At 73.6% G+C, this 14,437-nt stretch carries 12 protein-coding genes; 10 read left to right on the top strand and 2 right to left on the bottom strand.

What is annotated here, in order from left to right:
• Positions 1-2: 2 nt before the first annotated feature.
• The 10 genes from OG309_RS17275 (at position 3) to OG309_RS17230 (ending at position 11,740) form a co-directional block, all read left to right on the top strand.
• On the top strand, positions 3-1,997 hold the full coding sequence (locus tag OG309_RS17275) for a WD40 repeat domain-containing protein (RefSeq protein WP_329421885.1): 1,995 nt from the start codon (positions 3-5) through the stop codon (positions 1,995-1,997).
• 102 nt (positions 1,998-2,099) lie between these two features.
• On the top strand, positions 2,100-3,542 hold the full coding sequence (locus OG309_RS17270) for an MFS transporter (RefSeq protein WP_329421882.1): 1,443 nt from the start codon (positions 2,100-2,102) through the stop codon (positions 3,540-3,542).
• A gap of 237 nt (positions 3,543-3,779) precedes the next feature.
• Positions 3,780-4,193, top strand: a complete 414-nt coding sequence (locus tag OG309_RS17265; protein ID WP_329421880.1) for a DUF3151 domain-containing protein — start codon at positions 3,780-3,782, stop codon at positions 4,191-4,193.
• Between the two features lie 180 nt (positions 4,194-4,373).
• Positions 4,374-5,225 (top strand): DUF3152 domain-containing protein, encoded by an 852-nt coding sequence (locus OG309_RS17260; protein WP_443067575.1) that lies wholly within the window; start codon positions 4,374-4,376, stop codon positions 5,223-5,225.
• Between the two features lie 117 nt (positions 5,226-5,342).
• Positions 5,343-6,203, top strand: coding sequence for a tryptophan 2,3-dioxygenase (locus OG309_RS17255; protein WP_329421878.1), 861 nt, complete (start codon positions 5,343-5,345; stop codon positions 6,201-6,203).
• Positions 6,196-7,425 (top strand): kynureninase, encoded by a 1,230-nt coding sequence (gene kynU, locus OG309_RS17250; protein ID WP_329421875.1) that lies wholly within the window; start codon positions 6,196-6,198, stop codon positions 7,423-7,425. The genes OG309_RS17255 and kynU overlap by 8 nt, the downstream gene beginning before the upstream one ends.
• 94 nt (positions 7,426-7,519) lie before the next feature.
• Positions 7,520-8,389, top strand: coding sequence for an alpha/beta hydrolase family protein (locus OG309_RS17245; RefSeq protein ID WP_329421873.1), 870 nt, complete (start codon positions 7,520-7,522; stop codon positions 8,387-8,389).
• Between the two features lie 103 nt (positions 8,390-8,492).
• On the top strand, positions 8,493-9,809 hold the full coding sequence (locus tag OG309_RS17240) for a sensor histidine kinase (RefSeq protein WP_402546394.1): 1,317 nt from the start codon (positions 8,493-8,495) through the stop codon (positions 9,807-9,809).
• The gene (locus OG309_RS17235) at positions 9,806-10,468 is read left to right on the top strand and encodes a response regulator transcription factor (RefSeq protein ID WP_329421871.1); all 663 of its coding nucleotides are present in this window, start codon (positions 9,806-9,808) and stop codon (positions 10,466-10,468) included. Before OG309_RS17240 ends, OG309_RS17235 begins: the two co-directional genes overlap by 4 nt.
• Positions 10,469-10,528: 60 nt before the next feature.
• Positions 10,529-11,740, top strand: a complete 1,212-nt coding sequence (locus OG309_RS17230) for a cytochrome P450 (RefSeq protein WP_329421869.1) — start codon at positions 10,529-10,531, stop codon at positions 11,738-11,740.
• Positions 11,741-11,850: 110 nt separating this feature from the next.
• Here OG309_RS17230 and OG309_RS17225 read toward each other — a convergent pair whose 3' ends face one another.
• Positions 11,851-13,425 (bottom strand): ABC transporter permease, encoded by a 1,575-nt coding sequence (locus OG309_RS17225; protein WP_329421866.1) that lies wholly within the window; start codon positions 13,423-13,425, stop codon positions 11,851-11,853.
• Positions 13,422-14,369 (bottom strand): ABC transporter ATP-binding protein, encoded by a 948-nt coding sequence (locus tag OG309_RS17220; protein WP_329421864.1) that lies wholly within the window; start codon positions 14,367-14,369, stop codon positions 13,422-13,424. Before OG309_RS17220 ends, OG309_RS17225 begins: the two co-directional genes overlap by 4 nt.
• Positions 14,370-14,437: the final 68 nt, after the last annotated feature.

Raw genomic sequence — 14,437 nt, 5'->3', positions numbered from 1 at the left:
TCGTGCGTAAGCGCACTCTCTCGGCCGCGACATCCCTCGCGGTCCTCTTCAGCTCCGCGGCACTGGTCGCGGGTACGGCGGGTTCGGCGTCTGCTGACAGCAGCGTCCTCCTGCCGGTGTCGTCCGTGGGCGACGTCGTCGTAGACGGCGTCCACCAGCGCATCTTCATCAGCGACCCTGCCTACGGCAAGCTCGTCGCGACCGACTACGCGGGCCGTGTGCTGGCCACCGCGACCGGTCTGCCGGGGGTCACGGGTCTGGCGCTCTCCGCCGACTCGACCAGCCTGTACGCCGCGGTCTCGGGCGCCGACGCCGTCATCGCCCTGGACACCACGACCGTCACCGAGACGGCCCGGTACGCCACCGGCGAGAACACCGACCCGAGGCACCTCGCGCTCGCGGGCGGCAAGATCTGGTTCGGCTACGAGCCGACCGGCAGCGACCACGGTGACATCGGTTCGCTCGACCTCTCCGGCGCCGAGCCGGTGGTCGCGCTGGGCCAGGACACCGAGACGAACTACTCGGGCGCCCCGAGGCTCGCCGCCTCGCCGGCCGACCCGAACACGATCGCCGCCGCGTCCTCGTCCTACAACCGGTTCAAGCTGGCCGAGTACGACGTGGCCACGGGCACGGCGAACCGCACCGCGCGCAACGACAGCACGCTGTCCGGCGTCACCAACGACCTGGCGTTCACGCCGGACGGCACCCGTCTGGTCACCGCCAACGCGGGCAACGTGCACCACGTGTGGCAGAGCTCGGACCTCGCCGAGGTCGGCACCCTCCCGAGCGACTACCACGGCGCCGCCGTGGCGATCGCCCCGGACGGCACCGTCGCGGCCGGCTCCGACTCGTCGTACGGCAAGGACGTCTTCGTCTACAAGCCGGCGGCCACGACCGCGGTCCGCACCTACGACTTCCCGTCCACCGGGACCAGCAGCGGCGGGGACGACCTCGCCGACGGCGGTCTCGCCTGGGAGCCGGGCGGCAGCCGCCTCTTCGCGCTGACGAACAACTACAACGGCTCGGTCCGTCTGCACGTCCTGGACGAGCCGACGAAGTCCGCCCCGGCGGTCACCGTGAAGGTCCCGGCCACCGCGCCGGTCCTGAAGCCGCTCACCGTCAGCGGTTCGGTCACGGCCACCGTGGCGCTGCCGGCCGGGACGCCGCTCGCGGTGACCCGCTTCGACGTCGAGAACCCGAACGGCAAGTCCCTCGGCAACAAGGCGCTCGGGGCGAACGGCGCGTTCTCCTTCGCCGACACCCCGACCGCCGCCGGCAACGTCACCTACAAGGTGACGTTCGCGGGCGACGCGCAGCGTTCGGCGGCGTCCGGTTCGGCGCTGGTCAAGGTCTCGCACAACAAGACCGCGATCACGCTGGACAAGAACAAGAGCACGTACAACTACGCGACCACCGTCACGTACACGGCCACCCTCGGCCCGACGTACAAGAACCGGGTCGTGGAGATCTGGGCCGACCCGTGGGGCTACGAGCCCAAGCGGCTGCTCAAGCGGGGCACGGTCAACGCGCAGGGCAAGCTCTCCGCGTCGATGTGGATGTCCCGCGACACCACGGTGACCGCGGTCTTCGCCGGTGACGCGCGCAACGGCTGGGCGCAGGCGGTGTCGGGCGTGTACACCCGCGCCGGTGTCACCACCTCGCTCTCGCGCCACTACAAGTGGACGAAGTTCGGCACCGTCAACTACCAGACGTTCCGTACGTCGAACTACGCGCTGATCACCACCTGGCACAACGCGTACCCGAACCGCAGCACCCGCATCGACGCCCAGATGTTCTACGCGGGCGCCTGGCGCGACCTCGGTCCGGAGTACTTCCAGCTGGACCAGTTCGGCAAGTCGTACGTGCGGTTCAACGGTGACCCGGCCCTGGCCGGCTACAAGTTCCGCATCCGCTCGGCGTACATCGACGGCGCCGCGGGCGACAACGTGAACAGCACGGTCTACGGACCCTGGAAGTACTTCAACTTCACCCGCTGAGCACGTCCGGCACGCTGGGAAGCGGGCCGGGAGACACGCAGTGACGGGCCCCGTCCACCGTTCCGGTGGGCGGGGCTCCGGCGTTCGCGGGACCATGCAGGCATGGACATCCGGCTCGCCTCGGGTACGGGGCGCTGGATCGTGTTCACCACGGTCCTCGGCTCGGGGATGGCGCTGCTCGACTCGACCGTCGTCAACGTCGCCCTGCCCCACATCGGCGAGGACCTCGGCGCCGACATCGCCGACCTGCAGTGGACCGTCAACGCCTACATGCTGACCCTGGCCGGGCTGATCCTGCTCGGCGGCTCGCTCGGCGACCGGTACGGGCGGCGGCGGGTCTTCGTGATCGGCGTGGTCTGGTTCGCGGTGGCCTCGCTGCTGTGCGGGCTCGCCCCGAACGCGGGCGTCCTGGTCGCCGCGCGGGCCCTCCAGGGCGTCGGCGGTGCGCTGCTCACCCCCGGCTCGCTGGCGCTGATCCAGGCCAGTTTCCACGAGGACGACCGGGCCAAGGCGGTCGGCCTGTGGTCCGGCTTCGGCGGCGTGGGCGCGGCCGTCGGGCCCTTCGTGGGCGGCTGGCTGGTGGACGGGCCGGGCTGGCGCTGGGTCTTCTTCCTGAACGTGCCGCTCGCGCTGATCTGCGTGCCGGTGGCGCTGCGGCACGTCCCCGAGTCCCGCGACGAGACGGCCCGCGGGCGCTTCGACGTGCTCGGCGCGGTCCTGGGCGCCTCGGCGCTCGCGCTCGTGACGTACGCGCTGATCGCGCAGACCTGGTGGGCGGGTGTGGCCGGGGCGGTCCTCGGCGCCGCCTTCGTGGTGGTGGAGCGGCGGCGCGGCGAGGACGCGATGGCGCCGCCCTCGGTGTTCCGGTCCCGGCTCTTCACGGCGGTCAACCTGGTGACGCTGTGCGTGTACGGCGCGTTCGGCGGCTTCTTCTTCCTGGCCGCGCTCCAGCTCCAGGTGGTGTCCGGCTACTCGGCGCTCGCCGCCGGGACGGCCATGCTGCCGACGACGGTCCTGATGCTGCTGGGCTCGGCGAAGTCGGGCGAGCTCGGCGAGCGCACCGGGCCCCGGCTCCCGCTCACCGTGGGGCCGCTGCTGTGCGCGGCCGGGATGCTGCTGATGCTACGGGTCGGGGAGGACGCCTCGTACGTGACGGACGTGCTGCCCGCGATGCTCGTGCTGGGCCTGGGCATGACGACCCTGGTCGCCCCCCTGACGGCGACGGTGCTGGCCTCGGTGCCGGTCACCCGGGCGGGTCTGGCGAGCGGCATCAACAACGCGGCGGCTCGGGCCGCGGGCCTGCTCGCGGTGGCGGCGCTGCCCGCGCTGACGGGGATGGGCCCGGAGGCGTACCGCTCGGCGGAGGAGTTCGGCGACACCTTCCGCAAGGCGATGCCGCTGTGCGCGGGCCTCCTGGTCGCGGGCGCCCTCCTGGCCTGGGCGATCGTCCGTCCGCCGCCCCCGCTGACCTGCCACCCGGAGTGCCGCTACCACTGCGGGGTGACGTCGCCGCCGCTGGATCCGGGGGCGGAGCGGGCGGCCTGAGCAGGGTGTGTGGGGGGCGTGGCCGGTCGGGGGCTTCTTCCCTCGTGGCCGGTTGGGGGCCGTCTCGCCCGTGGGTGGTGCGGGGGCCGGGGCGGGGGGAGGGGTGTCCGGATTGCGACCTTCACGTCGCTCCGCTCGTTACGGGCGCCGCCACGTCCGGACACCCCCACCCCCGCCCCGGCCCCCTTCCCGCCGTCGCCGGCTGGGCCTCCGCGGTTCCTGAGGCAGACTGGCCCCATGGCCATCCACGAGAACCTCCTGGGGGGACCGGCCCCCACCCACCTGCCCGACGACCCGGAGCCGCGCGAGCTGCTGGCTGGCGGGACCGCGCCGGCGGACGTCGCCGCGAAGTACCCGACCTCCTCGCTCGCCTGGGCGCAGCTCGCCGACGACGCGTACGAGCGCGGCAACGTCGTCGAGTCGTACGCCTACGCCCGTACCGGCTACCACCGCGGGCTCGACGCCCTGCGCCGCAACGGCTGGAAGGGCCACGGCCCGGTGCCGTGGGAGCACGAGCCGAACCGTGGCTTCCTGCGCGCCCTGCACGCCCTGGCCCGCGCGGCCGGCGACATCGGCGAGAAGGACGAGTACGAGCGCTGCTCCACCTTCCTGCGGGACTCCTCGCAGACGGCGGCCGACACCCTGGGCTGAGGCCCGTACGGGCGCGCCGGCGGTCCCCCGTCCCCGTGACGGGGGAATTCCGGACAGACCCCGCCGGCCGTTCGAGGGTGTTCGAAGGGGCCGGTACGATCCTGCGGGACCGCGCAGTACCGAGTGGCCGGTACAGAGGTCCCCTCGCCCCACCCCGGCCCGGCAGGGGAGAAGTCTGTCTTGGGCAAACGGGCCGTGCCGCAGAGACGCCGCCGCGGGCGGAGCCGAAGGGGCCGGGGAGCGAGGCTGCTCCTCCCGGTGCTCGCGCTGATCGTGGTCTCGCTGGGCGCGGGCGCCGCGCTCGCGCACTACAACGGCGAAGAGCCGGCGGACAACGCCGCCCCGCCCACCGCCCCGCCGAGCCCCCGCGCGACCACGGCGAAACCGGTCACTCCGCCGCCGAAGCCCCCGCCGAAGCCGGCCCCGGAGCCGAGCCCGAAGAAGCCGCCGAAGAAGACCGTCGTGCCCCGCTCGGGCCCCGGCACCTTCACCACCGCGCAGGCCGCCGGCGCGCCCACCGGCACCGGGGGCGCGTTGCGCCGCTACCGCGTGCAGGTCGAGGACGGCGTCGACGTCTCCGCGCGCGAGGCCGCCGCCGAGATCCAGCGGATCCTGGCGCACCCGCGCGGCTGGGCTGCGCACGGCCGTGGCCGCTTCCAACTGGTCTCCGGGGAAGCCGACTTCGTCATCCGGATCGCCACCCCCGCCACCGCCGACAAGCTGTGCCTGGAGAACGGTCTGGACACCCACGGCGAACTGAACTGCGAGACCACTGCGGGCGTCGTGGTCAATCTCCGGCGCTGGATGCTCGGCTCCCCGACCTTCGCGGGCGCCCCCGCCGAGTACCGGCACCTGATCATCAACCACGAGGTCGGGCACGAGATCGGCATCCGCGACCACCTGGGCTGCCCGGGTCCGGGCAGACCGGCGCCGGTGATGATGCAGCAGATCAAGGGTCTGAACGGTTGCCGTTCGAATGCGTATCCGTATGACGAAGACGGGATCTACATCACCGGCCCGGTCGTGTCATGATGCGCGTGGGAGCACGTGCGCCGAGGCACGGCTCCTGAGGGGACCGGGGCTCCCGTGCCGGACGGCACGCGGAAAGGAGCGGACCGCTACCTGGAAGTACGTATCGAGGAGACAGAAATGTCGACCTTCCAAGGTTCTCCCGATGCCTCCGGAGCCGGTTCGGTCACTGACGACCCGAACCTCGACTTCGCGGGCACCACGCCGTACGAGGACTACGTCCAGGCGGACGTCCTCACCCACCTCCAGCACCTGCGCTCCGACGACCCGGGCGAGATGGTCTTCCTGGTCACCACCCAGGTCATGGAGCTGTGGTTCACGGTGATCGTCCACGAGTGGGAGACCGCGAGCCGCGCCCTCCGCCAGGACGACCTGGCCGTCGCCCGGGACGCGCTCAAGCGCTCCGTGCGCGAGCTGGAGGCCCTCAACCACTCCTGGCGGCCGCTCGCCCAGCTCACCCCCGCCCAGTTCAACGCCTACCGCGGCGCCCTCGGCGAGGGCTCCGGCTTCCAGTCGGCGATGTACCGCCGGATGGAGTTCCTGCTCGGCGAGAAGTCGGCGTCCATGCTGGTGCCGCACCGGGGCGCCCCCCGGGTCCACGCCGAGCTGGAGAAGGCGCTCCAGGAGCCGAGCCTGTACGACGAGGCGCTGCGGCTGCTCGCCCGGCGCGGCCTGCCCGTCCCGGCCGAGGTCCTCGACCGCGACCTGGCGCAGCGCTACGAGCCGCACCCCGAGGTCGAGCGGGTCTGGGCCGGCATCTACGCCGACCCCGACCAGAACACCGAACTCGTCCGGCTCGGCGAGGCGTTGAGCGACGTCGCCGAGCTGGTGTGGCGCTGGCGCAACGACCACCTGGTGGCGACCCGCCGCGCGATGGGCGCCAAGACCGGCACCGGCGGCTCGGCCGGCGTGGCCTGGCTGGAGAAGCGCGCGCAGAAGAACGTGTTCCCCGAGCTGTGGACGGCGCGCAGCCATGTCTGAGCTCCTCGCGAACCGGGCCCTGGAGCTCGACAAGGCCGACGGACTCGCCGCGCACCGCGAGAAGTTCGCCCTCGACGCCGACACCGTCTACCTCGACGGCAACTCGCTCGGCGCGCTGCCCGCCCACGTCCCCGCCCGGATGGCCGACGTCATCACCCGCGAGTGGGGCGAGCTGCGCATCCGTTCCTGGGACGAGTCCGGCTGGTGGACCGCGCCCGAGCGGATCGGCGACCGGATCGCGCCGATCGTCGGCGCCGCCCCCGGGCAGATCGTGGTCGGCGACTCGACGAGCGTCAACGTCTTCAAGGCCGTCGTCGCCGCCGCGCGCCTGAGCGGGGACGACCGGGACGAGATCCTCGTCGACGCGACGACCTTTCCCACGGACGGGTACATCGCGCAGTCGGCGGCCCGGATGACGGGGCACGCCCTCGTGCCGTGCGACCCGGCCGACATGGCGGCCGCGGTGAGCGGCCGCACGGCCGCCGCGCTCGTCAACCACGTCGACTACCGCACCGGCCGGCTCCAGGACCTGCCCGGGCTCACCGCCGCGCTCCACGCGGCGGGCGCGCTGGCCGTCTGGGACCTGTGCCACAGCGCGGGCGCGCTGCCCGTCGGCCTGGACGCCCACGGGGTCGACCTGGCCGTCGGCTGCACCTACAAGTACCTGAACGGCGGCCCCGGTTCGCCCGCGTACCTGTACGTCGCCGAGCGCCACCAGGCCGGCTTCGACTCGCCGCTGCCCGGCTGGAACTCGCACGCCGACCCGTTCGGGATGACCCCCGGCTACGAGGCCGCCGACGGCGCGCTCCGGGGCCGGGTCGGCACCCCCGACATCCTGTCGACGCTCGCCCTGGAGTCGGCGCTCGACGTCTGGGACGGGGTCCGGATCGAGGACGTGCGGGCCAAGTCCCTCGCCCTCACCGACTTCTTCCTGGAGTGCGTCGAGGCGTACGTCCCCGAGGGCCGCGTCGTCTCCGTGACGCCCGGGGCCCACGGGGAGCGGGGCAGCCAGGTCGCGCTGCGCTGCGCCGAGGCGCCGGCGGTGATGGCGGAGCTCGTCCGGCGCGGAGTCGTCGGCGACCTGCGCCGTCCGGACATCCTGCGCTTCGGCTTCACCCCGCTGTACGTCGGCTTCGCGGACGCACGGCGGGCGGCGCGGGTGCTCGGGGAGGTCCTCGCGGACATCCCCGCGGAGAGCCTCGCGCAGCTGCCTTCGGCATAGTCGGATGATCGCCTGATCTGCGGGTGCCGGACTCCTGGTACCGTCCCCGCAGGTCAGGCCAATTCGGCCCCGTATCCGAGAGGTTGGAAGCAGCATGCCGGACCCCGCCGCGCGCGACGCCGCCGAGGAGGCCTCGGCCCTCTCGCACCCGGCCGTCGCCCCGGACGCCTCCGCCGCGTACGGTGCCCACCCCGACCAGGTCGTCGACTTCTACGCCCCGCGCGACGGGAGCCCGAGCGCGCCGCTCGTGGTCGCCCTGCACGGCGGCGCCTGGCGCGGCCCGTACGACCGGCAGCACCTCACCCCCTTCGTGGACTTCCTGGCCCGGCACGGCTTCGCCGTGGCGAACGTCGAGTACCGGCGCGGCGGCGACATCCCCCGGCAGGGCGGCACGGCACCGGTCGCCGGACGCTGGCCCGAGACCTTCGACGACGTGGCCGCCGCCCTCGACGCCCTCCCCGACCTGGCGGCGCGGGCGCTCCCGGCGGCCGATCCGCGCCGGATCGTCCTGACCGGCCACTCCGCCGGCGGCCACCTGGCCCTGTGGGCCGCCGCCCGCCACGTCCTGCCCGCTGGCTCCCCCTGGCGCCTGCCCGCCCCGCCCGCGCTGCGCGGGGTGGTCGCCCTCGCCCCGATCGCGCACTTCGCGCGGGCCGTCGAGCTCGACGTGTGCGGCGGGGCGGTGACCCAACTCCTGGGCGGAGCCGCCCAGTCGGACGCCCGCGCGGCCTTCGCCGACCCGTCGCTCCTCCTCCCGACCGGCATCGCCACGACCGTCGTGCAGGGCCGCGAGGACACCGTCGTCCCGCCCGCCGTCGCCGAGGCCTACGTCGACGCGGCGGCCAAGGCGGGCGAGACGGTCGGCTTCACCCTCCTGGAGGACGCCGGCCACTTCCCCCTCATCGACCCGGCGGCGGACGCGTGCGCGGTGGTCGCGGAGGAGATCGCCCAGCTGGCCTGGTAGCGCGGTCCGGGCCCGCGCCCCCGCCGTAGTCCTCAAGGCGGACCCCCGAGGATCCGCATCCAGCGGGACGACCCCCGTCACCGCCCACCCGTACCGTGGTCGGGTGACTTCGACGACCCAGACCCCCGAAACGAGCCGCAGCCCCGAGCTCCGCCTGACGATGAAGGCGCTCGGCGGTCTGCGGGCGGATCTCCTCGACGGTGCCAACGCCTACCGCCCGCTGCCCCGCATGGACGTGGAGCGCGGGCTGACCCGCTTCCTCCCGAAGCCCATACGGGTCCACGCCGGCCTGCTCCCGCACGCCGTGGTCGTCGGCCTCGCCGTGATCGTGTTCGCCATCGGCTTCACCACCGGCAGCGTCGGCTACCGCGGCCTGACCGGCATGTTCTACGCGGGCGTCCCCACCGCGACGGTGCTGCTCACCCTCGTACGGCCGGTGCTCGCGTTCTGGGCCTCGCTCGCCGCGACCCCGTTCCTCGCCTACATGGGCGCCTCGGGCATGTGGCCGTGGGAGCCGAACTCCCTCGCCGCCCACCTCGTCGTCCTCACGGTCGTCGCCCTGCGCACCCGGCCGCGCACGGCCGGCTGGATGTGGCTGATCACCGCCGGATACGCCTTCGTCACCAGCTTCCTGCTCGGCATCGGCCTCACCAACGACTCCCCCCAGCTGCTGTTCTTCTCCGCGTTGATCCTGCTCGTCGTCACCGTCCGCCAGGTCCGCCGGGAGGCCGCCCGCGAGGTCACCGCCCAGCAGTCGGTGACCGCCGTGGAGCGTTCGAAGCGCACGCTCCTGGAGGAGCGCACCACCATCGCCCGCGAGCTCCACGACGTCGTCGCCCACCACATGTCGGTGGTCGCGATCCAGGCCGAGGCCGCCCCGTACCGGGTCGAGAACCCCCCGCCGGAGCTGGAGCAGGCCTTCGTGACCATCCGCGAGAACGCCGTGGCCGCCCTGACCGAGCTGCGCCGGGTCCTCGGCGTGGTCCGCGCGGAGGACTACGAGGCGCCGGACGCCCCGCAGCCCACCCTCGCCGACCTCGACCACCTGGTCGGCAACGTCCGCGAGGCCGGTCTGGACGTGGAGCTGACGGTCACCGGAGCCGTGCGGGAGCTCCCCCAGGGCGTGGAGCTCTCGGCGTACCGGATCGTGCAGGAGGCCCTCTCGAACGTGCTGCGGCACGCTCCGGGCGCCGGCGCGAAGGTCGAGGTCAGCCATGTCCTCGGCGGCCTCGGGCTGCGGATCGTCAACGGAGCCGCGCGGGGTCTGGTGAAGCCCTCGCCGGGGGCCGGCCACGGCATCACCGGCATGCGGGAGCGGGTCGCCATGCTCAACGGCGAGATGACGGCCGAGCCGACCGACGAGGGCGGCTACGCCGTGACCGCGTACATCCCCGTCCCGCGTGAGGAGGTCGTCGAATGACGATCCGGGTCCTGATCGTCGACGACCAGATGATGGTCCGCGAGGGTTTCTCCGTGCTGCTCGGCGCCATGCCGGACATCGAGGTCGTCGGCGAGGCCGTCAACGGGCGCGAGGCCGTCGCACAGGTCGCCGCGCTCCACCCCGACGTCGTCCTCATGGACATCCGCATGCCGGAGCTGAACGGCATCGACGCCACCCGGGAGATCGTCGCCGCCGACGCCGACGCGAAGGTGCTCGTCCTCACCACCTTCGACCTCGACGAGTACGTGTACCAGGCGCTGCGCGCCGGGGCCTCCGGCTTCCTGCTCAAGGACGCCTCGGCCCGGCAGCTCGCCGACGGCGTCCGGGTGGTCGCGGCCGGCGAGGCGCTGCTCGCGCCGACCGTCACCAAGCGCCTGATCACCGAGTTCGCCCGCTCCGCGGTCTCCCCGCGCCCGCCCGCCATGGCGCAGATCGGCGAGCTGACCGAGCGCGAGACGGAGGTCCTCGTGCTGATCGCGCAGGGCCTGTCGAACGTCGAGATCGCCGACCACCTGGTGGTCGCCGAGTCCACGATCAAGACGCACGTCAGCCGGATCCTGGTGAAGCTGGGCCTGCGCGACCGGACCCAGGCGGCGGTCTTCGCCTACGAGGCACGGCTGGTGCAGGTCGGCGGCTAGGGTCCCGCCGGCCGTCGGCGCGGGCGGGACCGGGGGCGGCGGCGGGGGTAGCGTCCGGTCATGGACGCTGCCTTCGACCCCTGGTCCCCGGAGTTCGTCGCCGATCCCTACCCCGCGTACGCGGAGCTGCGCGCCGCCGGCCGTGCCCACTGGTACGCGCCGACCCGCCAGTGGCTGATCCCGCACTACGCGGACGTCTCCGCGCTGCTGCGGGACCGCCGCCTCGGGCGTACGTACACGCACCGCTTCAGCCACGAGGAGTTCGGGCGCGAGGCCCCCGACGCCGCCCACGAGCCCTTCCACACGCTCAACGACCACGGGCTGCTCGACCTGGAGGGCGCCGACCACACCCGGATCCGGCGGCTCGTCTCCAAGGCGTTCACCCCCCGGACCGTGGCGGACCTGGCGCCGACGGTGCGGCGGCTCGCCGGGGAGCTGGTGGGGGAGCTGGTCGCGAACGGCGGCGGCGACCTGCTCGCGACCGTCGCCGAACCGCTCCCCGTGGCGGTGATCGCCGAGATGCTCGGCATCCCGGAGGGCGACGAGGAACGGGGGCGGCTGCGCCCCTGGTCCGCGGACATCTGCGGCATGTTCGAGCTGAACCCCTCGGCGGAGACGGCCCGCCGCGCGGTCCACGCCTCGATCGAGTTCTCCGACTACCTGCGGGAGTTGATCGCCCGCCGCCGCAAGGATCCGGGGGACGACCTGATCTCGGCACTGATCGGCGTGGCGGAGCTGTCCGAGCAGGAGATGATCTCCACTTGCGTGCTGCTCCTGAACGCCGGTCACGAGGCCACCGTGAACACCACGGTCAACGGCTTCCGGACGCTGCTCTCGCACGGCGTCCGGCCGGAGCTCGGCACCGGCCCGGAGCCCGATCCCGAAAAGTTGTCCACAGCTGTGGACGAACTTCTGCGCTACGACACCCCGCTCCAGATGTTCGAGCGCTGGGTCCTCGACGACATCGAGATCGGCGGCCGGGTCATCCCGCGCGGCTCCGAGGTCGCCCTGCTCTTCGGCTCCGCCAACCGCGACCCCGCCCGCTTCGGCCCGACCGCCGACCGGCTCGACCTCACCCGCGCCGACAACCCGCACCTCACCTTCGGCGCCGGCATCCACTACTGCCTCGGCGCCCCGCTCGCCCGCCTGGAGCTGACCGCCGTCTTCGGCGAACTGCTCCGCCGGGCACCGGGCCTCCGGCTCGCCGCGGAGCCGGTGTGGAAGCCGGGGTACGTCATCCGGGGCTTCGAGGAGCTGCTCGTCGAGGTGTGACGGCCCGCGCGGTCACGGGAGGGCCCCCACCGGATCACTCCGGCGGGGGCCCTCCGTCACCTGTGTCCCGTACCCGTGCGGGTGGTAGCCCTCCCGTACGGGGCCGGTCCTCAGCTCGTCATGTCCCGGCGCCGCAGCCCCGCGAGACCGCCCGCCACCAGGGCCGCCGCGAGCGCCGTGAGGGCCAGCAGCGGGGTCCAGGCGACCTCGTGGCCGGGCAGCTTCGGCAGGTGGGCGAAGGGCGAGAGGTCCAGGACGGCCTGCGGCAGACCGAGCGCCGGGCCGATCCAGCCGAGCGCCAGGCACACCCCGGCCACGCCCCAGGCGCCGACGGCGGCCTTCGGGGCGGCGCCCCAGAGCAGCACCGCGAGACCGGCCAGCGTCCAGACGGCGGGCAGCTGGGCGAGCGAGGCGCCCACGACCGGGCCGAGATCGTGCCCGTACGAGAGGGCCAGGCCCACCCCGCTGAGCAGCAGGATCAGCGCCGACCCGGCGAACGCGACCATCAGGTGCCCGGCCGCCCAGCGCAGTCGGCCGACGGGGGCGGCGAGCAGCGGTTCGGCGCGCTGCGAGGTCTCCTCGGCGTGCAGCCGCAGCACCGAACCGACCGCGAACAGGGCGGCGACCATGCCGAACAGGCCGCCCATGGTGGCGAGGAAGGCGTCGGTGAGGGCGCTCTGTCCGCCCATCCGCTCGAAGATCTCCCGGGCCCGCTCGTTGTCGCCGACGAGTTCGGCCGCGCCCTCGGCCATGCCGCCGAAGACCAGGCCGCCGAGCAGGAAGCCGAGCGACCAGCCGAGCAGCGTGCCGCGCTGGAGCCGCCAGGCGAGGGCACCGGCCGTCGCGAGCCGCCCGGTGGCGGGGCCGGGACGGCTGGGCAGGAAGCTCATGCCGACGTCCCGGCGGGCGGTCAGCGCGTACGCGGCGCAGGTCTGGACGCCGATCGCCGCGGCGGTCAGGAGCAGCACCCACCAGCGTGCGCCGGCGAAGGCGCGGACCTGTTCGGCCCAGCCGACGGGGGAGATCCAGGTGAGCGCCGACCCGCCGTCCGCCGTCCCCGAGTCGCCGGCCGCGCGGAGCACGAAGGCGAGGCCGAGGAGGCCGGCCGTCAGGCCCTTGGCGAGCCGGGCGCTCTCGGTGAGCTGGGCGACGATCGCGGCGAGGGTCGCGAAGACCATGCCGGTCCCGCCGATCGCGAGGCCGAGGGCGAGCGCCCCGGCGGCGCCCTGTCCGGCGAGCCCGACGGTGACGATCAGGGCGACGGCGGCGTTGGCGGCGAGCGCGGCGAGCAGGGCGGCGGTCAGCGGGGCCCGGCGGCCCACCGCGGCGGCCGACAGCATCTCCTGACGGCCCGTCTCCTCCTCCTCGCGGGTGTGCCGTACGACGATGATCAGGCTCATCACGGCGGCGAGCACGGCGGCGAAGGTGCCGAACCGCCAGGCGACGAGAGCGCCGAGGGAGTCGTCGAAGACCGGCCCGTACAGCGACCGCATCGAGCTGTTGGCGTTCATGGAGGCGGCGAGCTCGGCGCGTTGCGCGGCGGTGCCGTAGAGGCTTTCGAGGGAGCCGGCGCCGCTGGCGACCATGCCGCCGGTGACCAGGGCCCAGACCGGCAGCGTGAGCCGGTCGCGGCGCAGGGCGAGCCGGGTGAGGGACCCGGTGCCGGTGAGGGCGGCCGTACTCATCGCGCGATCGCCCCGGCTTCCGTGCCCGACTCCGACCCGGCGTCCGCGGCCGCGTCCGCTGCCTCGTCCGAGTAGTGGCGGAGGAAGAGTTCCTCCAGGGTGGGCGGGGTGGAGGTGAGGCTGCGGATCCCGGCGTCGGTGAGTGCGCGCAGGACCGCGTCCAGCTTGTCGGTGTCGACCTGGAGCGACACCCGCGGCCCCTGCACGTCCAGGCCGTGGACGCCGGGCAGCCCGTCGAGTCCGGCGGGCGGCGCGGCGAGTTCGGCGACGACGCTGGTGCGGGTGAGGTGGCGCAGTTCGGCGAGGGAGCCGGTCTCGACGGTGCGGCCCTTGCGGATGATGCTGACCCGGTCGCAGAGGGTCTCGACCTCGCTGAGGATGTGGCTGGACAGCAGCACGGTCGCCCCGCGCTCGCGCGCCTCGCCGACGCACTGCTGGAAGACCTCCTCCATCAGCGGGTCGAGTCCGCTGGTGGGCTCGTCGAGGACGAAGAGCTCCGCGTCGGAGGCGAAGGCGGCGACCAGGGCGACCTTCTGCCGGTTGCCCTTGGAGTAGGTCCGGCCCTTCTTGGTCGGGTCGAGCTCGAACCGCTCGACGAGCCGGGCCCGGCGCGCCGGGTCGAGGCCTCCGCGCAGCCGTCCGTACAGGTCGATGACCTCGCCGCCGGAGAGGTTGCGCCAGAGGGTGACGTCGCCGGGGACGTAGGCGATCCGGCGGTGCAGTTCGACGGCGTCGGCCCAGGGGTCTTTGCCGAGCAGCCGCACCTGCCCGGAGTCGGCGCGGAGCAGGCCGAGCAGGACCCGGATGGTGGTGGACTTCCCGGCGCCGTTCGGGCCGAGGAAGCCGTGGACCTCGCCGGCCGCGACATCGAGGTCGAGGCCGTCCAGCGCGTGGGTGCGGCCGAACGCCTTGTGGAGCCCGGCCACCGTGATTGCCTTCGTCATGCTTCAGAACGTACGCTACTTTCACAAACTTGTGAAGTTAAGGAAGCGTAGAAAGTGGGTGAGATAGT

Source organism: Streptomyces sp. NBC_01268, assembly GCF_036240795.1.
Taxonomy (GTDB): domain Bacteria; phylum Actinomycetota; class Actinomycetes; order Streptomycetales; family Streptomycetaceae; genus Streptomyces.
The sequence above is the reverse complement of the archived record's forward strand: the minus strand, read 5'-3'. Positions and strand labels throughout refer to the sequence as shown.

Bases quoted from the DNA above. Each gene is read 5' to 3' on its own strand.
- OG309_RS17235 (WP_329421871.1), top strand. From the start codon at position 9,806: ATGACGATCCGGGTCCTGATCGTCGACGACCAGATGATGGTCCGCGAG.
- OG309_RS17270 (WP_329421882.1), top strand. From the start codon at position 2,100: ATGGACATCCGGCTCGCCTCGGGTACGGGGCGCTGGATCGTGTTCACC.
- kynU (WP_329421875.1), top strand. From the start codon at position 6,196: ATGTCTGAGCTCCTCGCGAACCGGGCCCTGGAGCTCGACAAGGCCGAC.
- OG309_RS17225 (WP_329421866.1), bottom strand. From the start codon at position 13,425: ATGAGTACGGCCGCCCTCACCGGCACCGGGTCCCTCACCCGGCTCGCC.
- OG309_RS17230 (WP_329421869.1), top strand. From the start codon at position 10,529: ATGGACGCTGCCTTCGACCCCTGGTCCCCGGAGTTCGTCGCCGATCCC.
- OG309_RS17255 (WP_329421878.1), top strand. From the start codon at position 5,343: ATGTCGACCTTCCAAGGTTCTCCCGATGCCTCCGGAGCCGGTTCGGTC.
- OG309_RS17220 (WP_329421864.1), bottom strand. From the start codon at position 14,369: ATGACGAAGGCAATCACGGTGGCCGGGCTCCACAAGGCGTTCGGCCGC.
- OG309_RS17245 (WP_329421873.1), top strand. From the start codon at position 7,520: ATGCCGGACCCCGCCGCGCGCGACGCCGCCGAGGAGGCCTCGGCCCTC.
- OG309_RS17265 (WP_329421880.1), top strand. From the start codon at position 3,780: ATGGCCATCCACGAGAACCTCCTGGGGGGACCGGCCCCCACCCACCTG.